Genomic DNA, 19376 nt, shown 5'->3' with positions numbered 1-19376 from the left:
GACACCCATGCCTTCGGCCGTCGATGACGCGGCCGCCGAGTTCCATGCCTTCTTCGAGCGGCATTACGCCGAACTCGCCCGCCTGGCACACCTGTTGACGGGCGAGACGGATGGCGCGGACGATCTGGCGGCCGACGCGCTGCTCGCGCTCTGGCACCGCTGGGACCGGGTGCGCGCCGCCGAGCACCCGGCCGCCTACGCCCGCGGCGTCGTCGCCAACATGGCGCGCAGCCGCATCCGCAGCGCCGTACGCGAACGCCGCCGCGTCACCCTCTTCTGGTCGGGCCGCGGCGAGGACGTGGCCGACCCCGACGTACCCGCCGTGGTCGACGTGCGGGACGCGCTGCGCTCGCTGCCCTTCCGCAAGCGGGCCTGCGTGGTGCTCAGGCACGCCTTCGACCTCTCGGAGAAGGACACCGCGCTGGCCCTCGGCATTTCGGTGGGTACGGTGAAAAGCCAGACGTCGAAGGGGATGGCGGAGCTGCAACGGAGCCTCGGCCCGCACACCACCTGGCAGCGTGTGCGCGCCGTCACGGCGGACACGGGGGGAAGCACATGAGGGACGACGAGACCGAGGCGCGCAGGCGGCTGCGCGGCGCCGCCCAGGCGCACCGCCCCGACCGGGAGCGGATGCGTGCCCGCGTCGAGCAGGGCATGGCGGCCGGGCAGCGGCCCGAGCGGCAGTCGAAGCCGGACCGCAGGGCGGGCGGCTCCTGGCTGCGCGTGGTGACGGCGACGGCCGCCGTGGCGGGGGTCTGCGCGGTCGGCGGCTACGGCGTGGCATCGGCCCTGCGCGCGGATGACACCGACCACCGCTCCGTGGCCACCACCGCGACGCCCGACGCGCCGTCCCCCGCGGCGACGGAGCACGGCAGTGACCCCGCGCCGCCGCCCCGCCGCCCCGGCGGCACCCCCGGCACGCCGCCGGCCTCGGGGCCCCCGAAGTCCGCCCGGCCCCCGGCCGGGGAGAAGCAATCGAAGCCCGCGGACCGGCCGCGCACCCCCGCCGACGTGCCCGCCGCCGAGCTGCTCTGGGCGGACGGGTCCATCGACCCCGGGTCCAGCGAGTACTGGTCGCAGAGCGACATCACTCTCAAGGCGAAGAAGCCGCTGACCGCGCTCACCGTGGAGCTGCGCGTGGACCGGCGCGCCGAGGTCGAGTCCACCGGCCAGTGGCGCTCGCTGCCCGAGGGCGACTTCGACGTCACGGTTAAGGAGCGGGGCGGCTCCCTCGTCTACCGGTGGACGCTGAAGGCCGGGCGGACCGTACCGGCGGGTGAGCACCGGTTCGCCGGGCAGTTCAACCACCCGGAGGGCAAGCGGGACGCGCACGGGGACCGCTACCGGATCGCGGCGGGCACCTCCGGGGAACGCGCGGAGTGGAAGGGTGACTTCGCCCCCTCGGGGGACTGACGCGGACTGATTCCGTGACGTGATCATTTTCTTCGCGGAGGGCGGCAACCCTTGCCCGGCCGGTGGCGACCAGAAGACGCACACTTCTGTCCACCGAAGGAATCGGGACATGACTACACCAGCCAACGGGCGCACCCGACACCGCCGCACCCGGACCCGCCGCCGTGCCCTCATCGGCGGCGTCACGGCGCTCGGACTGACCGGTGCCGCCCTCGTCACCACCTCCGTCATGGCGTCCGCGGGGGCTGCCACCGCCTGGCCCGAGGCCAAGGGCAAGCAGGCGGTGCCCAAGACCATCGAGGTCTCCGGCACCCGCGACGGCGGGCTCAAGCGCTACTACGGCAGCGGTGAACTCGGCGGCGACGGCCAGGACGAGGGCCAGGACCCGATCTTCAAGCTGAAGGACGGGGCCACCCTGAAGAACGTCATCATCGGCTCGCCCGCCGCCGACGGCATCCACTGCCAGGGCAGCTGCACGCTGGAGAACGTGTGGTGGGAGGACGTCGGCGAGGACGCCGCCACGTTCAAGGGGACGTCGGCGAACTCCACGTACACCGTGCGCGGCGGTGGCGCGCGCAAGGCCGACGACAAGGTGCTCCAGTTCAACGGCGCGGGCAAGCTGGTCGTGACCGGGTTCCAGGTCTCCGACTTCGGCAAGCTGGTGCGCGCGTGCGGCAACTGCTCCAAGCAGTACAAGCGCAGTGTCGTCATCGACGACGTCGACATCACCGCCCCCGGCAAGTCGATCGTCGGCATCAACACCAACTACGGCGACACCGCCGAGCTGCGCGACGTCCGCATCTACGGCGACAGCAACAAGAAGATCAAGACGTGCTCCCGCTTCACGGGCAACAACACGGGTGACGAGCCGGTCGAGACGGGCCACGGACCCGACGGCACGTACTGCAAGTTCACGGCGGCGGACATCACCTACAAGTAGGCGACAAACCGGCCGCTACCGCATGAGGACGCCCCCGACGGTGGACCCCGGAGGGGGCTTTCTCGTGCCGGAACCCACCAAGTTCGTCCCAGGCGTTGACGCATGCTCCTTCCGCTTCTTAAGTTCCCTGGTGTTCGAAGTGTTGGCCAATGTTCGAGATTCCGAACAACCCGACAGGGGATGACATGGCGCACAGACGACGGAGACTCGCTCTCACCGTCGGGGTCCTGCTGGCCGGCACGCTCGCCACGAGCCCCGGCGCGGCGGCCGAGCCGACCGACTACACGATCGACGTCGACACCTCACGCACCGGCGCGAAGATCGACGACTCGATGTACGGCGTCTTCTACGAGGACATCAACCGCGCCGCCGACGGCGGGCTCTACGCGGAGCTCGTCCAGAACAGGTCCTTCGAGTACGGCAAGGCGGACAACGGCTCCTACACGCCGCTGACGTCCTGGGACACCAAGGGCACCGCCAAGGTGGTGAACGACGCGGGCCGCCTCAACGACCGCAACCGCAACTACCTCACCCTGGCCGCGGGCGCCGCCGTCACCAACTCCGGCTACAACACCGGCATCGCGGTCCAGAAGGGCAAGCGCTACGACTTCTCGGTCCGGGCCCGCACGGACGGCGGCGGACGCGCGCCGCTCACCCTCACGCTGCACGACGCCTCGGGCGACCTCGCCACCGCCCGCCGGGTCACCGCACGCGGCGGCTGGGCGGAGTACGAGGTGACCTTCACCGCCGGCCGCACCTCCACCGCGGGACGGCTCACGGTCGCCGCGGGCGCGCCCGTGGCGCTCGACGAGATCTCCCTCTTCCCCCGCGACACCTACAAGGGCCGCGAGAACGGCCTGCGCAAGGATCTCGCCGAGAAGATCGCCGCCCTGAACCCCGGGTTCCTGCGCTTCCCCGGCGGCTGCCTGGTCAACACCGGAAGCCACGAGGCGTACGACGAGGAGTCGGGCTGGCAGCGGGCCCGCTCCTACCAGTGGAAGGACACCATAGGCCCGGTCGAGCAGCGCGCGACGAACGCGAACTTCTGGGGCTACAACCAGAGCTACGGCCTCGGCTACTACGAGTACTTCCAGTTCGCCGAGGACACCGGCGCCATGCCGCTGCCCGTCGTGCCCGCCCTGGTGACCGGCTGCGGCCAGAACAAGGCGACCGACGACCCGGCACTGCTGAAGCGGCACATCCAGGACACCCTCGACCTCATCGAGTTCGCCAACGGCCCGGTGAACAGCGAGTGGGGCAAGAAGCGCGCCGAGATGGGCCACCCCAAGCCCTTCAAGCTCACCCACCTCGAAGTCGGCAACGAGGAGAACCTCCCCGAGGAGTTCTTCGCCCGCTTCAAGGAGTTCCGCGCCGCCATCGAGGCCAAGCACCCGGAGATCACCGTCATCTCCAACTCGGGGCCCGACGACAGCGGCTCGACCTTCGACAAGGCCTGGCAGCTCAACCGCGACGCCGACGTCGCGATGGTCGACGAGCACTACTACAACAGCCCCCAGTGGTTCCTGGAGAACAACGACCGCTACGACTCCTACGACCGCAAGGGCCCCAAGGTGTTCCTCGGCGAGTACGCCTCGCAGGGCAACACGTTCGGCAACGCGCTCTCCGAAGCCGCGTTCATGACCGGCCTCGAGCGCAACGCCGACATCGTGAAGCTCGCCTCGTACGCCCCGCTGCTCGCCAACGAGGACTACGTGCAGTGGAAGCCGAACATGATCTGGTTCGACAACGACCAGTCATGGGGCTCGGCCAACTACGAGACGCAGAAGCTCTTCATGCGCAACGTGGGCGACGAGGTCGTGCCGTCCAAGGCCTCGGGAACACCCGCGACCTCCGGGCCCATCACCGGCGCCGTCGGCCTCTCCACCTGGGCCACCAGCGCGGCGTACGACGACGTCTCGGTCACGGGGGCGGACGGCGAGCCGCTGCTCTCCGACGACTTCTCCGCCGGTGACGCCAAGTGGAGCAAGGCGGCGGGCCGCGGCTCGTGGGCCGTCGAGGACGGGGCCTACGTCCAGTCCGACGACAGCGCCGAGAACACCCTGGTCACCGCCGGCGACAAGGGCTGGCAGAACTACGACCTGAAGGTCAAGGCCACCAAGAAGTCCGGCAAGGAGGGCTTCATGGTCGCCTTCGGCGTCAAGGACACCGGCAACTACTACTGGTGGAACCTCGGCGGCTGGAACAACACCCGCTCCGCCGTCGAGAAGGGCGTGGACGGCGGCAAGCAGACGATGACCGAGGATTCCACCACCATCGAGACCGGCCGCACCTACGACATCCGCGTGGAGGTGCGCGGCCGCCAGGTGACGCTCTACCTCGACGGCCAGAAGTGGGGCTCCTTCACCGACGACAAGCCCGCCGAACCCTTCCGCCAGGTCGTCACGCGCGACAAGGCCACCGGTGACCTCATCGTCAAGGTCGTCAACGCGCAGGGCTCCGACGCCCGGACGACGGTCGGCCTCGGGCAGGGGACGAAGGTCGCCGACAAGGCCCGCGTGACGACGATCGCCGCCGACCCCGCCGCCGAGAACACCAAGGACAAGACGCCGGTGAAACCCGTCGAGTCGGTGTTCCGTGGCGTCGACGACTCCTTCTCGTACACCTTCCCCGCCCACTCGATCACGTTCCTGCGCATCAAGACCGGCTGAGCCACCTTCCTCGGAGAGGCAGACCAACGACGTGAACACCCCTGACACACACCCCAGCCGCAGGACGCTCCTGAAGGGCAGCCTCGCGGTGAGCGCCGCCGTGACCGGCTCGCTGGCCCTGGGGCAGGGCAGCGCCCTCGCCGCCGCGCCGGGCGCACGCGAGGCCGCCCCGCGGACCAACCCCCTCGTCCGGCACCGCGCCGACCCGCACATCCACCGCCACAGCGACGGCCGCTACTACTTCACGGCGACCGCCCCCGAGTACGACCGCATCATCCTGCGCCGCTCCCGCACCCTGGGCGGCATCTCCACCGCCGAGGAGTCCGTCGTGTGGCGGCGGCACACCAGCGGTGACATGGCCGCGCACATCTGGGCGCCGGAGATCCACCACATCAACGGCAAGTGGTACCTCTACTTCGCCGCGGCGCCGGCCGATGACGTGTGGAAGATCCGCATGTGGGTCCTGGAGAACAGCCACCGCGACCCGTTCAAGGGCACCTGGACCGAGAAGGGGCAGATCAAGACCGCCTGGGACACGTTCTCGCTGGACGCCACGACGTTCACCTACCGAGGCTCGCGCTACCTCGCCTGGGCGCAGAAGGACCCCGGTGAGGACCACAACAGCGCCGTGTTCCTGTCGCGGATGGCCGATCCCTGGACGCTGAAGGGCCCCCAGGTGCGGCTCACCACCCCCGAGTACGACTGGGAGTGCATAGGCTTCAAGGTCAACGAGGGCGCCTCGTTCCTCCAGCGCAACGGCCGCGTCTTCATGACGTACTCCGCGAGCGCCACCGACGCCAACTACTGCATGGGGCTGCTGACCGCGAGGGCGGGCAGTGACCTGCTCGACCCGAGGTCGTGGACCAAGTCGCCCGAGCCGGTCTTCACCAGCAACGACACGACCAAGCAGTACGGTCCGGGACACAACTCGTTCACCGTCGCCGAGGACGGCCGCACCGACGTCCTCGTCTACCACGCCCGCCAGTACAGGGACATCGTCGGTGACCCGCTGAACGACCCCAACCGCCACACCCGCGTCCAGCGCCTGAACTGGCACGCCGACGGCACCCCGGACTTCGGGGTGCCGGTGGCGGACGGCCCCGCCTAGCACACGAAGGAGCGCGGTACGGACACCGAACCGGTGTCCGTACCGCGCTCCTTCCTCGTCGTACGGGTCAGCGTGCGGAGAAGCCGTGCACCGTGCTCGACCGGTAGGTCTCACCCGGGCGCAGCACCGTCGAGGGGAACGACGGCTGGTTCGGGGAGTCCGGGAAGTGCTGGGTCTCCAGGCAGAGGCCGTCGCCCTGCCGGTAGGTGCGGCCCGAGGGCCCGGTGAGGGTGCCGTCCAGGAAGTTGCCGGAGTAGAACTGCACCCCCGGTTCGGTCGTCGCGATCCTCATCGTGCGTCCTGAGCCCGGGTCCCGCAGCGTCGCGAAGTGCTCCGGGGCGCGGGTGATGCCCTTGTCGAGCACCCAGTTGTGGTCGTACCCCTTGGCGGTCACGAGCTGCGGATGGGCGGCGCGGATGTCCCGCCCGACCGTCTTGGCCCGCCGGAAGTCGAAGGGCGTGCCGGACACCTTCGCCAGCTCGCCCGTGGGGATCAGACCGGCGTCCGTCGGCGTGAACCGCCGGGCTGCGAGGGCCAGTTCGTGGCCCTCGACGCTGCCGCTGCCCTCACCCTCCAGGTTGTAGTACGTGTGGTTGGTGAGGTTCACGACCGTGGCCTTGTCGGTCGTCGCCGCGTAGTCGATCCGCCAGTCGCCGCGCGAGGTGAGGGTGTACGTCACCTTCACGCGCAGCGTCCCCGGGTAGCCCATCTCGCCGTCGACGCTCACATACCGCAGGACGAGTCCGACGCCGGTGGAGTCCTTGAACGGCTCCACGTCCCACACGCGCGTGTTGAACCCCTTCGCGCCGCCGTGCAGGCTGTGCTCCCCGTCGTTGACGGAGAGCTGGTGCGCCGTGCCGTCCAGGGTGAATCGGCCGCGGGCGATGCGGTTGCCGTAGCGGCCGATCGTGGCCCCGAAGAACGTGGTGCCCGCCACGTACTCCTCGATCGAGTCGTAGCCGAGGGAGACGTTGGTGTAGCGGCCGTGCCGGTCCGGGAGTTCGAGCGACTGGACGATGCCGCCGTAGGAGAGGACCTTGAGGCGGGTGCCGCCGTTCGCCAGCGACCAGCGGTAGACCTTCGTGCCGTCGGCGAGCTTCCCGAAGAGCTCCCGTACCGGCTTCGACGAGGGGGCGGTCCGCGCGGCGCCCTCCGTCGCGTACGAGACGGAGGTGGCGGCGGCGGAGAGACCCGCGGCGGCCGCGCCGGCCAGGACGGTGCGTCTGCTCGTTTCCATGTGCGGCTCCTGAGGTGAGGAATGAGAAGGGGGGGGCTGCTAGCGACCGACCTTGCGCTTGTTCCACACGTCGAACCCGACCGCGGCGAGCAGGACGAGACCCTTGATGACCTGCTGGTAGTCGGTGCCGATGCCGACGAGGGACATGCCGTTGTTGAGGACACCGAGCACCAGGCCGCCGATGACGGCGCCCATGACCGTGCCGACGCCGCCGCTCATCGACGCGCCGCCGATGAACGAGGCCGCGATGGCCTCCAGCTCGAAGTTGAGGCCCGCCTGCGGGGTGCCCGCGTTGAGGCGCGCCGCGTACACACAGCCCGCGAGCGCCGCGAGGACGCCCATGTTGACGAAGACCAGGAAGGTGACGCGCTTGTCCTTGACGCCGGAGAGCATCGCGGCCGCCTTGTTGCCGCCCAGCGCGTACACGTGCCGCCCGACAACCGCGTTGCGCATCACGTAGCCGAGGCCGATGAGCAGCCCGCACATGATCAGCATGACGACCGGCACGCCGTGGAAGCTGGCCAGCGTCATCGTGAACGCCACCACGGCCGCCGTCATCGCCACGCACTTGGCGACCCACAGGCCCTGCGGCAGCACGTCGAGCTCGAACGCCTGCTGCCGCTTGCGGTCCCGCACCTCACGGAAGAGCAGGAAGGCGATGGTGAGGAGACCGAGGAGCAGCGTGGGGTTGTGGTACTGCGTGTACGGGCCCATCTCCGGGATGAAGCCCTTGGCGATGTTCTGGAAGCCGTCGGGGAAGGGCGCCAGCGACTGGCCCTCCAGGACGATCTGCGTGAGGCCGCGGAAGAGCAGCATGCCGGCCAGCGTCACGATGAACGACGGAATCCCGACGTACGCGATGAAGAAGCCCTGCCAGGCGCCCGCCACCGCGCCGATCAGCAGCGACAGGACGAGGGCGAGCACCCACGGCATGTCGTGCTTGACCATCATCACCGCCGACATGGCGCCGACGAACGCCACCAGTGAACCGACGGACAGGTCGATGTGGCCGGCGATGATGACGATCATCATGCCGATGGCCAGGATGAGGATGTAGCCGTTCTGCTGGATCAGGTTGGAGACGTTGTTCGGCAGGAGCAGCGTGCCGTCGGTCCAGATCTGGAACAGCACGACGATGAACGCCAGGGCGATGAGCATGCCGTACTGGCGCATGTTGGAGCGCATGCTCTGGATCAGCAGCGCACCGGCCCGCTGCGTGACGGGCGGCGGGGCGCTGGACGAGTCCCGTGGGGGAGTGGTCGTGGTGGTCATGGCAGGCCCTCAGCTCTTGCTTCTCGTCTTGGTCATATGGCGCATCAGCACTTCCTGGGTGGCGTCCGCACGCGTGACCTCGCCGGTCAGGCGGCCCTCGGCCATCGTGTAGATCCGGTCGCACATCCCGAGCAGCTCGGGCAGTTCCGAGGAGATGAAGAGGACCGCCTTGCCCTGCGCCGCGAGACGGTCGATCACCGTGTAGATCTCGTACTTGGCGCCCACGTCGATGCCGCGCGTCGGCTCGTCGAGGATCAGCACCTCGGGATCGGCGTGGATCCACTTGCTCAGGACGACCTTCTGCTGGTTGCCGCCGGAGAGCCTGCCCACCTGCTCGAAGACGGTGGGCGTCTTGATGTTCATCGACTTGCGGTAGCGCTCCGAGACCTGGCGCTCATGGTGCTCGTCGACCACGCCGCGCCGCCGCATGCCGGGCAGCGAGGCCAGGGAGACATTGCGGTTGATGTTGTCGATGAGGTTCAGGCCGTACCGCTTGCGGTCCTCGGTGACGTACGCGATCCCTGCGTCGACCGCGGCCGGAACCGTCTTCGTGACCACGGTGCGGCCGTTCACCGCCACCGTCCCCGCCACGTACTGCCCGTACGAGCGCCCGAAGACCGACATCGCCAGCTCCGTGCGGCCCGCGCCCATGAGTCCCGCGATGCCGACGATCTCGCCGCGCCGCACGGTCAGCGACACGTCGTCGACGACCGTGCGCTGGTGGTCCACGGGGTGGCGCACCGTCCAGCCCTCGACGGACAGGGCGAGCTCGTCCTTGTCCTGCCCCTCGTACGGGGTGCGGTCGGGGAAGCGGTGGTCGAGGTCGCGGCCGACCATGCCCCGGATGATGCGGTCCTCGGACAGGTCGGCGCTCGCCCCGGGGGCCTCGCGCACCGTCAGCGACTCGATGGACTGCCCGTCGCGCAGGATCGTCACCGCGTCGGTGATCTGCCGGATCTCGTTCAGCTTGTGCGAGATGATGATGCTGGCGATGCCCTGCTCGCGCAGCTCCACGATCAGGTCGAGGAGCTTCGCGCTGTCCTCGTCGTTGAGCGCCGCCGTGGGCTCGTCGAGGATCAGCAGCTTCACCTCCTTCGACAGGGCCTTCGCGATCTCCACGAGCTGCTGCTTGCCCACGCCGATGTCGGAGACCGGCGTCTGCGGCTTCTCATGCAGGCCGACCCGCTTCAGCAGGGCGCTCGCCCGGCGCAGCGTGTCGTTCCAGTCGATGAAGCCCCTTTTGGCCTGCTCGTTGCCGAGGAAGATGTTCTCGGCGATCGACAGGTACGGGACGAGCGTGAGCTCCTGGTGGATGATCACGATGCCGTGGCGCTCGCTGGCGCGGATGTCCTTGAAGGCCACGGGCTCGCCCTCGAAGAGGATGTCCCCCTCGTAGCTGCCGTGCGGGTGCACGCCGCTGAGGACCTTCATCAGCGTCGACTTTCCGGCGCCGTTCTCCCCGCAGATCGCGTGGATCTCCCCGGGCCGTACGTTCAGCCGCACATCGGAGAGCGCCTTGACGCCCGGGAACGTCTTGGTGATGCCCCGCATCTCCAGGAGGGGGGCGCTCACTTGAGCTGTCCTGCCGTGAAGTACCCCTCGTCGACGAGGAGCTGCGTGTTCGACTTGTCGACGCTCACCGGCTTGAGCAGGAAGGCGGGGACGGTCTTCTCGCCGTTGTTGTAGTCCTTTGTGTTGTTGACCTGCACCTTCTTGCCGGTCAGCACGGCGTCGCCCATCTTCACGGTCTGCGCGGCCAGCTTGCGCGTGTCCTTGAAGACGGTCTGCGTCTGCTCGCCCCGGATGATGGACTTCACCGAGGCCAGCTCCGCGTCCTGGCCCGTGATCACCGGCAGCGGCTCGCTCTTGCTGCCGTAACCCGCGCTCTTCAGCGCCGAGATGACGCCGATCGAGATGCCGTCGTACGGCGAGAGCACCCCGTCCACGCGCTTGTCGCCGTAGCTCTTGCTGATCAGGTCGTCCATGCGCTTCTGCGCGGTGCCGCCGTCCCACTTCAACGTCGTGGCCTGGTTGATCCGCGTCTGCTTGCTGCGCACCACGAGCTGGCCGCTGTCGAAGTACGGCTTCAGCACCTTCATGGCGCCGTTCCAGAAGTACTTCGTGTTGTTGTCGTCCGGGTCACCCGCGAACAGCTCGATGGACCGGGCCTCGCCGCCCTTCTCGGGCTTGCCGAGCTTGAGCTTGTCCACGAGGTACTGGCCCTGGAGACGGCCCACGCGCTCGTTGTCGAAGGACGCGTAGTAGTCCACGTTCTCCGTGCCCAGGATGAGCCGGTCGTACGAGATCACGGGGATGCCCGCGTCGTGCGCCCGCTTCAGCACATCGGTGAGCGCGGAGCCGTTGATCGCGGCGACCACGAGCAGCCGGTGCCCCTTGGTGATCATGTTCTCGATCTGGGCGACCTGGTTCTCGACCTTGTCGTCGCCGTACTGGAGGTCGGTGTCGTAACCGGCCTTCTTGAACTGCTCCGCCATGTTCTTGCCGTCGGCTATCCACCGCTCGGAGGACTTGGTGGGCATCGCGAGACCGATCGTGCCGCCCTTGCCGTCATCCGGTTTGTAGCGGCTGCCGCCCTTGGCCTCCTGGCCGCAGGCGGTCAGCGAGACGGTGAGCAGCGCGGCGACGGCGACGAGGCCGAGAGTGCGGGTGCGCATGGGTTCAGTCCCCTTCCGGGACGGAGAAACGGCGCAGTTCACCGGGGAGCCGCGAACCGAGCGGCGACATGCCGCCGTCCGCGCCGTGCCGGGCGAGCAGATCCAGGGCGAGCCGGCCCCGCCTGACCCGCTCCCGGGCCGTGGCGAGGGCGTGCTCACGCAGGTGGGCGCCGTACGGGTAGATGCCTGCGGCCTTGGAGAGGCCGAACTTCACATACAGCGGGGCGCCGCGCCGGATCAGCTCGGCGACCTCGTACATCCGGACGTAGCCGCCGAGGTCGTCGGGGGCCTCGACGTACATGTCCATGGGGGCCCGGCTGACCCGGCGGATCTCGGTGAGATGGGCGGGGGACAGGTCGGACGGCACGTTGAGCGAGTCGGCGCCGAGCCGTTCGTACACGGCGTACGCGGCCGGGTTCACCGGACCGGTCAGCGCGGACAGCTTGAAGGTGGTGTCGGCGGGGAGCACGCCGGTGGCGCGCAGCCTGTGCAGCGTCCACAGCACGCCCTCGTCCGCGACGAGCAGGCACTTCACGCCGAGTTCCGTGGCGCGTACGGCGTCCTCGACGCACCCGGCGAGCGCGTCGTGGCCACGGGCGCGCAGCCCCGCGCCACCGGAGTCGGTGCGCGTGGAGCCGCCGATGTCCCAGGTGCCGCGCGGCCCGGTGAACAGGCAGAGCTCGATGTCGCGCTCGGCGCAGGAGTCCACCATCTCGGTGATCTCGACGTCACGGAGCATCCAGACGCCACTGCCCTGACTGATCCGGTGCACCGGCACGTCGAGCCGCGCGCTCTCCTTCAGCACGGCGGTGAGCGCCTCGGGGCCCTCGACGGAGGGGATCTCGGTACGCCACGTTCCGCCGTCGGGGAACGCGTGCGGCGAGGCGTCGGCCGCCTCGACCGGCGGCACGGGGTGCCCGATGCGGGCGAGGGCGTCGGCGCCGGGGCGCCGGAAGAGGGAGGGGGCGGTCACGGGGCTCCTATGGTCGATATCTCGGGCGAGGTTCGGATGATGAGGTACGGGCGAGGGAGGCGCCCCTTCAGGGGCGCGGGGAACTGCGCGACCAGCCACAACCGGCCCGCAGCAAAAGACTCAAGGCACCAGCAGCACCTTCCCGACCTTCGGATCGCCCGCGCCGACCAGGGCGATGGCCTCCCCGAACCCCTCCAGCGAGAACTCATGCGTGATCAGCGGGGCAGGGTCGATCAGCCCGAGGCCGAAGGCCCGCACCGCGTCGGACCAGGCGGCGGACGACGCTCCGAAGACGGACCGCACCTCAAGCTGGCTGAGGGACAGGTGCACCGGGTCGATGCCCACGGCCCCCTCCGTGAACATCCCGGTCAGCACGACGCGGCCGCCCCTGCGCGCGAGGAGGCAGGACGAGGCGGCGGTGCTCGGCGCCCCCGCGGTCTCGACGACCAGGTCGAAGCCGCCCCCGGCAGCGGCCGCCTCGTCGGGCGAGAGCGCGTCCGTCGCCCCGAACACCCGGGCCTGCTCACCCCGGGCCGCCCGGGGGTCGACGACCACCAGCTCCGCGGGGCTGGACGCCGCCAGGAGCTGCACGGCGAGCATCCCCAGCGTCCCCGCGCCGACCACCGCGACCCGCTCGCCCGGCCGCGGCCGCCCCGCACGCACGGCGGCCGCGATGACCGCCGAGGGTTCGAGCAGGGCGGCCGCCCGCAGATCGGCGTCGTCCCGCAGCGGATGCAACAGCCGGGCGGGCACCGTCAGATGGTCCGCGAAGGCACCCGGCTCGGTGAACCCGGTCTCCGCGTAGCCGCCGCCGCACAGGCTGGTCTCCCCGCACCGGCAGCGCTCGCAGCGGCCGCACGCCCGGAACCCCTCGGCGACGGTCCTGCGGCCGACGAGCGCCGGGTCGACGCCCGCGCCCACCGAGGCCACGGTCCCGGACCACTCGTGCCCGGGAATCACCGGGTAGCGCACGTAGGCCGCGTCGCGATGACCGTCGTACACCTCGCGGTCGCTCATGCAGATCCCGGCGGCGGCCACCTCGACGAGGACCTCGCCGGGGCCGGGCTCCGGGACGTCCCCGGCGACGAGTCGGTGCTCGCCGGGGCGCTCGACGACGACCGCGCGGCTGCTCGCCGTCCCGTCGCTCACGCCTCGGCCCCGCCCGGCGCCCGCTTCTCCCAGCCCTCGGCCCACAGGTCGAAGCGGGCCTGCTGCTGCGGGAACTCCGCGGCGGCGTCCGTGTCGAGCTCGACGCCGAGGCCGGGCGCGTGGGACAGCTCGAAGCAGCCGGTCTCCGGGTCGACCTGCGGCGCGCCCTTGACGACCTTCTTGATGTCCGCGTCGGCGAAGTCGTTGAAGTGTTCCAGGATCTTGAAGTTCGGCGCGGTGAAGCCGACCTGGAGCGAGGCCGCGGTCAGGACCGGGCCGCCCACGTTGTGCGGGGCGACGAGGACGTAGTGCGTCTCGGCGGTGGCCGCGAGCTTGCGGGTCTCCCAGATGCCGCCGATGTGGCCGACGTCCGGCTGGATGATGTCCACCGCCTGGCTCTCGAACAGCTCGCGGAACTCGATGCGGTCGTGGATGCGCTCACCCGTCGCGACCGGCATGTCCACCTTCGCGGCGACCTTCTCCAGCGCCTTGAGGTTCTCCGGCGGCACCGGCTCCTCCAGCCAGGCGGGGCGGAACGGCGCGAGGTCGCGGGCGAGGCGGATCGCCGTGGCGGGCGAGAACCGGCCGTGCATCTCCAGCATCAGCTCGGCATCGGGGCCGATCGCGTCCCGCACGGCCTCGATCAGGGACACCGCGTACAGGCTCTGCTCGTGGTCCAGCTCGAAGTGCCCGGTGCCGAAGGGGTCGATCTTCAGGGCGCGGTAGCCGCGCTCCATGACGCTCTTGGCCGCCTTGTGGTACGCCTCCGGGGTGCGCTCGGTGGTGTACCAACCGTTGGCGTACGCCTTGACGCGGTCGGTGACCTTGCCGCCGAGGAGCTGCCAGACGGGGACGCCGAGCGCCTTGCCCTTGATGTCCCAGCAGGCCATCTCGATGACCGCGATGCCGGACATCACGATCTCGCCGGCCCGGCCGTAGTCGCCGTACTTCATCCTGCGGAGCAGGTCCTCGGCCGCGAACGGGTCGGACCCCTTGATGTGGTTGGCCTCCGCCTCGCGGAGGTATCCGATGAGCGCGTCGGTGTGCCCGAGCATGCGGGTCTCACCGATACCCGTCAGGCCCTCGTCGGTATGGACCTGGACGTACGTGAGGTTACGCCAGGGCGTTCCGACCACATGCGTGCTGATTCCCGTGATGCGCAAGGCAGTTGTCCCTTGACTTGTTCGGTATTTCGTCACACGTTCGAAATGTTGGCGTGACGGTAATCACGGTGGCCGGAACGTGTCAATGGGTATGGCTGGACGGTCTTGCGGGACGTGGGCGCGCGCGGCCACCGGTCCCGGCGGCCATTGCGTCCCGAACGGCACCGTGCCTACCCTGTGTTCGTCATACCGATCAGCGACCGAGGTTTCGGACGCGCAGGGTGGGAAGGCCGATTCATGGGACGACTGGTGCCCGCGGTGACCAGGTCGCTGGACATACTCGAACTGTTCCTGGAGGGCGACGGGACGTTCTCCGCGCCCGAGGTGACCCGCAGGCTGGGGCTTCCGCGCACCACGGTGCATGAGCTGCTGACCACCCTGGCGGCCCGTTCGTATCTCGTCCAGATCCCGGACCAGCCGGGCCGCTACCGCCTCGGGGTGCGCACCTACCAGCTCGGCAGCCGCTACGCCGAGCAGCTCGACCTCGCCGCCGAGGGGCAGCAGATGGCCCGCGAGGTCGCCGAGACCTGCGACGAGACCGTCCACGTCGCCATCCTGGAGGACACGGACGTCATCTACATCGCCAAGGTCGACTCCACGCACGCCGTGCGCATGGTCTCCGCGGCGGGCCGCCGTCTCCCCGCGCACTGCACGTCGGTCGGCAAGATGCTGCTCGCCTCGCTGCCGGAGCCGGAGCTCGAAGCCCGCCTCAGCGGGCGGGAGTTCGCCGCGATGACGCCGGACAGCATCACCGACCCCGGTGAACTGCTCGAAGCCCTCGCGGAGATCCGCGAGCGGGGCGTCGCGGTCGAGCACCGGGAGTCCAACCCGGACGTGAGCTGTGTGGCGGCGCCGGTGCGGGACAGCGCGGGCCGGGTCGTCGCGGCGCTCTCCATCTCCGTGCCGATGATCCGCTGGAGCGAGGAGCGCGAGCGGGAACTGGCCGAGCTCGCCGCCAAGGGCGCCGGAGACCTGTCCGTCCGGCTCGGCCACCGGGACGCGCGATGAGCACCGCGTACGAGGTCGCGGTGCGCGCGGAGGCGCTGCTCGGCGAGGGACCCACCTGGGACGCGGCCACCGGACGGCTGATCTGGGTCGACATCCTCGGCTCGCGCGTGCACACCTACGCCCCCGGGGACGGCCGCCGCACGGTCATGGCCACCGGGCAGCACGTCGGCGCCGCGAAGCCCCGCGCCGGCGGCGGCCTCGTGGTGAACCTCCGTGACGGCATCGGCCTTTACGGGCCCGGCGGCTCCCCCTTCTCCTGGCTGGTCCACGACCCGGTGCCAGGACGGCGCGGCAACGACGCGGCCGTGGCGCCGGACGGCTCCCTCTGGGCGGGCACCATGCGCTACGACGAGGCGCCGGGCGGCGGCGGCCTCACGCGCGTCGACCCCGACGGGACGGCCACAGGACAGGGCGCGGGCGTCGGCGATGTGGCGGTGAGCAACGGCACGGGCTGGAGCCCCGACGGGCGGCTCATGTACTACGTGGACAGCCCCACGCGGCGCGTCGACGTCCTCGACTTCGACGGCCGGCACGCGCGCGGCCGGCGGCCGTTCGCGGTGATCGAGGACGGGGCGGGCGACCCCGACGGGCTCACCGTCGACGCGGACGGCTGCGTCTGGGTGGCCCTTTGGAACGGCGGAGCCGTCCGCCGGTACGCCCCCGACGGACGGCTCGACCTGACCATCGGCCTTCCGGTGCCACGCCCCACCGCCTGCGCCTTCGGCGGGCCCTCGCTGCGCGACCTCTACATCACCACGGCCCGCGCGGGACAGGAGCGCCCGCATCCGCTGGCGGGCTCGGTGCTCGTGCTGCCGGACGCGGGCCGGGGGCTGCCGGGCACGGCCTTCGCGGGCTGACGTCAGCGCTTCAGCTCGCGCAGGTACTTCCCGAACTTCTCCAGGCCGTCGATGTTGCGGGGCCCGCTGATGCCCTCGTTGTAGTCGAGCACGAAGAAGTTGTTCTTCCTGACAGCCGGCAGCTCCTTGGTGTGCGGGGACTTCTTCAGGAACTCGATCTTCTTCTTCGCGGGCTGGTCGCCGTAGTCGAAGATGATGACGACCTCGGGCTCGGCCTTGGTGACGGCCTCCCAGTTGACCTGGGTCCAGCGCTCGTCGAGCCCGTCGAAGACGTTCCTGCCGCCCGCGGCCTTGATGATGTCGTTGGGCGGCACCTGGCTGCCCGCGGTGAACGGCTGGTCGGTGCCGGAGTCGTAGAGGAAGACCGGCACCGGGTCGCCGCCCTTGGGCGCCTTCTCCTTGACGGCCGCCACGCGCTTCTTCAGGCCGCCGACCACCTGTCCGGCCTTCTTCTCGACCCGGAAGATCTTGCCGAGCCGCTCCAGGTCGCTGTAGAGCGCGTTGAACGGCGTGACCTTCTGCGGATACTTCGGGTAGTTGAAGCAGCTCTCGGTGTGCATGAAGCTCTGGATGCCGAGCTTGTCCAGGATCTTCGGGGTGATGCCGCGCTGGTCGCTGAAGCCGGAGTTCCAGCCGGCGACGACGAAGTCGGACTTGGCCTCGACGACGAGTTCCTTGTTGAGCAGGTCGTCGCTGAGCATCTTCACCTTGGCGTACTCCGACGCCCAGGGCGACTCGCTCACCGGCGGATTGGCGGGCGGCATCACGTAACCCGCCACGTGCTTCGTCAGGCCGAGGCTGAACAGCTTGTCGGCGCTGCCGCCCTCGTAGGCCACGGCACGCTGCGGCACCCGGTAGGAGACGGGCTCGCCGCATCTCTTGACGGTGGCCTTCTCGGCGGCCTTGGCGTCGCCGCCCGAGTCGACCTCGGCGCCGCAGCCGCTCAGGAGCAGCGTGGCCGCGAGCGCGGACCCCAGGGCGATGGAGCGGGTGTGGGACATGGGGAGTAGGTGCCTTTCGCAGATGGTGCGGGTGGGTGGTTCAGGAGTGGAGGGCGTACAGGAGCTGCGGGTCGCCGGTCAGAGGGTGCGGCACGACGGTCGCCCGTACGCCGAAGACGTCGGCGACCAGCGTCTCGGTCAGTACGTCCTTCGGGGTCCCGCAGGCCACCAGGCGTCCCTCGCGGAGCACACCGATCCGGTCGCAGGCGGCGGCCGCGAGGTTGAGGTCGTGCAGGACGACGAGGACGGTGAGGCCGGCGCCCCGCAGGTGGGAGAGGATCTCCACCTGGTGGCGGATGTCGAGGTGGTTGGTCGGCTCGTCGAGCACGAGGACGCGCGGCTCCTGGACGAGGGCGCGGGCCAGCAGGACGCGCTGGCGCTCACCGCCGGAGAGGGTGAGGATGCCGCGCTTGGCCAGGCGGGCGATGTCGAGCCGCTCCATCGCCGCCGCGCACAGCTCCCGCTCGCGTCCGCTCAGCGCCTGGTTGCCCCGCTGGTGGGGCGCCCGGCCGAGCGCCACGACCTCCTCCACGGTGAAGTCGAGGTCGACGGCGCCGTCCTGGGTCATGGCGGCGAGCAGTTGCGCGGTGCGGCGCATCGGCAGGCGGGTGATGTCGTCGCCGCCGATGCGCACGGTGCCGGCCGTCGGGCGCAGCGCGCGGTAGACGCAGCGCAGGGCCGTCGACTTGCCGCTGCCGTTCGGGCCGACGAGGCCGACGACCTCGCCGTCCGCCACGTCGAGCGACAGGTCGCGGACCAGGCTCTTTCCGTCGACGGTGACGCCGAGCCCGTCGACGCGCAGGTCCATTTCGCCGGAGGGGACCAGGTCCATCTCAGCGCCCCCCGAAGACATAGCCCCTGCGGCGCATGAGCGTGATGAACACCGGTACCCCCACGAGCGCGGTGATGACGCCGAGCGGCAGTTCGCGCGGGGCGACCACCGTCCGGGAGAGCAGATCGACCCAGACCATGAAGACCGCGCCGACCAGCGGGGCGACCGCCAGGACCCGGGCGTGGCCCGCGCCGACGACCATGCGCACCAGGTGCGGCATGACGAGCCCCACGAAGCTGATCGCCCCGCTGACCGCGACCATCACGCCGGTGATCAGCGAGACGACCACGAGCAGGGACTTGCGGTGCCGGTCGGCGCTCACGCCGAGGCTCGCCGCGGTCTCGTCGCCGAGCGCGAGGACGTCGAGGGTGCGCCCGTGCCGGTACAGCACGGCGAGGCCGAGCAGGACGACGGCGGCGACGACGGGCAGCGCGCCCCAACTGGCCGCGCCGAAGCTGCCCATGGTCCAGTACAGGACCATCCCGGTGGCCTCGCTGTCCGGCGCGAAGTAGATGATGACGCTCATCAGGGCCTGGAAGCCCAGGGACATGGCCACGCCCGTCAGGACGAGCCGCAGCGGTGAGAGCACCCCCCGGCTCGACGACGCCACGTACACGAGGAACGAGGCGACGAGCGCGCCGATGAAGGCCCCGGCGGAGACGGCGTAGACACCGAGCGCGGCGAGCCCTCCGGTCACCGTCACGCCGACTGCGCCCACCGAGGCGCCCGAGGAGACGCCGAGGACGAAGGGGTCGGCCAGGGCGTTGCGCACCATCGCCTGGATGGCGACGCCGACCGCGCTGAGACCGGCCCCCACCAGCGCGGCGAGCAGCACGCGCGGCGTCCGGATCTGCCAGACGATCTGGTACGTGGTGATGTCGTCGGCGGCGACGCGCCCGCCGCTGAGCGCCGCCCACAGGTAGCGGGCGGTCTCGGCGGGCGTCACGAGGGCCGCGCCGAGACCGATCGCGACGACGACGGACGCGACGAGGACGAGGAAGAGCGCGACGCAGGTCGCCACCAGCGCCTTCGGCGAGGCGAGCCGGTCCCGCAGCGCGGTCCGGGACTTCAGCGGTACT

General features: G+C 70.3%; 17 protein-coding genes. 7 read left to right on the top strand and 10 right to left on the bottom strand.

Annotation, left to right across the window (positions count from 1 at the left end):
* The first annotated feature begins 7 nt into the window (after positions 1–7).
* From ACZ6JY_RS35135 to ACZ6JY_RS35115, 5 genes are all read left to right on the top strand, one after another.
* Positions 8–559, top strand: coding sequence for a SigE family RNA polymerase sigma factor (locus ACZ6JY_RS35135; protein ID WP_469202630.1), 552 nt, complete (start codon positions 8–10; stop codon positions 557–559).
* Positions 556–1413: a hypothetical protein gene (locus tag ACZ6JY_RS35130; RefSeq protein WP_469202628.1), complete on the top strand. Its 858-nt coding sequence runs from the start codon at positions 556–558 to the stop codon at positions 1411–1413. The genes ACZ6JY_RS35135 and ACZ6JY_RS35130 overlap by 4 nt, the downstream gene beginning before the upstream one ends.
* A 109-nt stretch (positions 1414–1522) precedes the next feature.
* On the top strand, positions 1523–2353 hold the full coding sequence (locus ACZ6JY_RS35125) for a pectate lyase (protein ID WP_469202626.1): 831 nt from the start codon (positions 1523–1525) through the stop codon (positions 2351–2353).
* A 185-nt stretch (positions 2354–2538) separates the two neighbouring features.
* Positions 2539–5022 (top strand): alpha-L-arabinofuranosidase C-terminal domain-containing protein, encoded by a 2484-nt coding sequence (locus tag ACZ6JY_RS35120; RefSeq protein ID WP_469202623.1) that lies wholly within the window; start codon positions 2539–2541, stop codon positions 5020–5022.
* 31 nt (positions 5023–5053) lie between these two features.
* Positions 5054–6130 carry a glycoside hydrolase family 43 protein gene (locus ACZ6JY_RS35115; RefSeq protein ID WP_469202621.1) on the top strand — a complete coding sequence of 359 codons (1077 nt, stop codon included), beginning with the start codon at positions 5054–5056 and terminating at the stop codon, positions 6128–6130.
* A 67-nt stretch (positions 6131–6197) separates the two neighbouring features.
* Here ACZ6JY_RS35115 and ACZ6JY_RS35110 read toward each other — a convergent pair whose 3' ends face one another.
* From ACZ6JY_RS35110 to ACZ6JY_RS35080, 7 genes are all read right to left on the bottom strand, one after another.
* The gene (locus tag ACZ6JY_RS35110) at positions 6198–7367 is read right to left on the bottom strand and encodes an aldose epimerase family protein (RefSeq protein ID WP_469202619.1); all 1170 of its coding nucleotides are present in this window, start codon (positions 7365–7367) and stop codon (positions 6198–6200) included.
* 39 nt (positions 7368–7406) lie between these two features.
* A complete protein-coding gene (mmsB, locus tag ACZ6JY_RS35105; protein WP_469202617.1) occupies positions 7407–8639 on the bottom strand; it encodes a multiple monosaccharide ABC transporter permease in 1233 nt (410 codons plus the stop codon).
* A 9-nt stretch (positions 8640–8648) separates the two neighbouring features.
* A complete protein-coding gene (gene mmsA / locus ACZ6JY_RS35100) occupies positions 8649–10190 on the bottom strand; it encodes a multiple monosaccharide ABC transporter ATP-binding protein (RefSeq protein ID WP_469202651.1) in 1542 nt (513 codons plus the stop codon).
* 17 nt (positions 10191–10207) lie between these two features.
* Positions 10208–11314 carry a multiple monosaccharide ABC transporter substrate-binding protein gene (chvE, locus tag ACZ6JY_RS35095; RefSeq protein WP_469202615.1) on the bottom strand — a complete coding sequence of 369 codons (1107 nt, stop codon included), beginning with the start codon at positions 11312–11314 and terminating at the stop codon, positions 10208–10210.
* 4 nt (positions 11315–11318) lie between these two features.
* The gene (locus tag ACZ6JY_RS35090; protein ID WP_469202613.1) at positions 11319–12287 is read right to left on the bottom strand and encodes a hypothetical protein; all 969 of its coding nucleotides are present in this window, start codon (positions 12285–12287) and stop codon (positions 11319–11321) included.
* Positions 12288–12407: 120 nt separating this feature from the next.
* Positions 12408–13436 (bottom strand): zinc-dependent alcohol dehydrogenase, encoded by a 1029-nt coding sequence (locus ACZ6JY_RS35085; RefSeq protein ID WP_469202611.1) that lies wholly within the window; start codon positions 13434–13436, stop codon positions 12408–12410.
* Positions 13433–14599, bottom strand: a complete 1167-nt coding sequence (locus ACZ6JY_RS35080; RefSeq protein WP_469202609.1) for a mandelate racemase/muconate lactonizing enzyme family protein — start codon at positions 14597–14599, stop codon at positions 13433–13435. The genes ACZ6JY_RS35085 and ACZ6JY_RS35080 overlap by 4 nt, the downstream gene beginning before the upstream one ends.
* A 237-nt stretch (positions 14600–14836) precedes the next feature.
* Between ACZ6JY_RS35080 and ACZ6JY_RS35075 the strand changes: the two genes are divergently transcribed.
* A complete protein-coding gene (locus ACZ6JY_RS35075; RefSeq protein ID WP_469202607.1) occupies positions 14837–15607 on the top strand; it encodes an IclR family transcriptional regulator in 771 nt (256 codons plus the stop codon).
* A complete protein-coding gene (locus ACZ6JY_RS35070) occupies positions 15604–16464 on the top strand; it encodes an SMP-30/gluconolactonase/LRE family protein (protein WP_469202605.1) in 861 nt (286 codons plus the stop codon). The genes ACZ6JY_RS35075 and ACZ6JY_RS35070 overlap by 4 nt, the downstream gene beginning before the upstream one ends.
* 2 nt (positions 16465–16466) lie before the next feature.
* Here the strand turns inward: ACZ6JY_RS35070 and ACZ6JY_RS35065 are convergent, their stop codons facing one another.
* The 3 genes from ACZ6JY_RS35065 to ACZ6JY_RS35055 are packed head-to-tail and all read right to left on the bottom strand — an operon-like array spanning position 16467 to position 19351.
* Positions 16467–17465, bottom strand: coding sequence for an ABC transporter substrate-binding protein (locus ACZ6JY_RS35065; RefSeq protein ID WP_469202602.1), 999 nt, complete (start codon positions 17463–17465; stop codon positions 16467–16469).
* Positions 17466–17505: 40 nt separating this feature from the next.
* Entirely contained in the window at positions 17506–18273 is a 768-nt protein-coding gene (locus tag ACZ6JY_RS35060) for an ABC transporter ATP-binding protein (RefSeq protein ID WP_469202649.1), read from the bottom strand.
* A 25-nt stretch (positions 18274–18298) separates the two neighbouring features.
* Positions 18299–19351 carry a FecCD family ABC transporter permease gene (locus ACZ6JY_RS35055; protein WP_469202647.1) on the bottom strand — a complete coding sequence of 351 codons (1053 nt, stop codon included), beginning with the start codon at positions 19349–19351 and terminating at the stop codon, positions 18299–18301.
* Between the last annotated feature and the right edge of the window lie 25 nt (positions 19352–19376).

Source organism: Streptomyces sp. NPDC046335, from assembly GCF_055587985.1.
The sequence above is the reverse complement of the archived record's forward strand: the minus strand, read 5'-3'. Positions and strand labels throughout refer to the sequence as shown.

Excerpts from the sequence above, each read along its gene's own strand:
- ACZ6JY_RS35070 (WP_469202605.1), top strand. The coding sequence starts at position 15,604 with ATGAGCACCGCGTACGAGGTCGCGGTGCGCGCGGAGGCGCTGCTCGGC.
- ACZ6JY_RS35060 (WP_469202649.1), bottom strand. The coding sequence starts at position 18,273 with ATGGACCTGCGCGTCGACGGGCTCGGCGTCACCGTCGACGGAAAGAGC.
- mmsA (WP_469202651.1), bottom strand. The coding sequence starts at position 10,190 with ATGCGGGGCATCACCAAGACGTTCCCGGGCGTCAAGGCGCTCTCCGAT.
- ACZ6JY_RS35125 (WP_469202626.1), top strand. The coding sequence starts at position 1,523 with ATGACTACACCAGCCAACGGGCGCACCCGACACCGCCGCACCCGGACC.
- ACZ6JY_RS35110 (WP_469202619.1), bottom strand. The coding sequence starts at position 7,367 with ATGGAAACGAGCAGACGCACCGTCCTGGCCGGCGCGGCCGCCGCGGGT.
- ACZ6JY_RS35130 (WP_469202628.1), top strand. The coding sequence starts at position 556 with ATGAGGGACGACGAGACCGAGGCGCGCAGGCGGCTGCGCGGCGCCGCC.
- mmsB (WP_469202617.1), bottom strand. The coding sequence starts at position 8,639 with ATGACCACCACGACCACTCCCCCACGGGACTCGTCCAGCGCCCCGCCG.
- ACZ6JY_RS35120 (WP_469202623.1), top strand. The coding sequence starts at position 2,539 with ATGGCGCACAGACGACGGAGACTCGCTCTCACCGTCGGGGTCCTGCTG.
- ACZ6JY_RS35075 (WP_469202607.1), top strand. The coding sequence starts at position 14,837 with ATGGGACGACTGGTGCCCGCGGTGACCAGGTCGCTGGACATACTCGAA.
- ACZ6JY_RS35065 (WP_469202602.1), bottom strand. The coding sequence starts at position 17,465 with ATGTCCCACACCCGCTCCATCGCCCTGGGGTCCGCGCTCGCGGCCACG.
- ACZ6JY_RS35135 (WP_469202630.1), top strand. The coding sequence starts at position 8 with ATGCCTTCGGCCGTCGATGACGCGGCCGCCGAGTTCCATGCCTTCTTC.
- chvE (WP_469202615.1), bottom strand. The coding sequence starts at position 11,314 with ATGCGCACCCGCACTCTCGGCCTCGTCGCCGTCGCCGCGCTGCTCACC.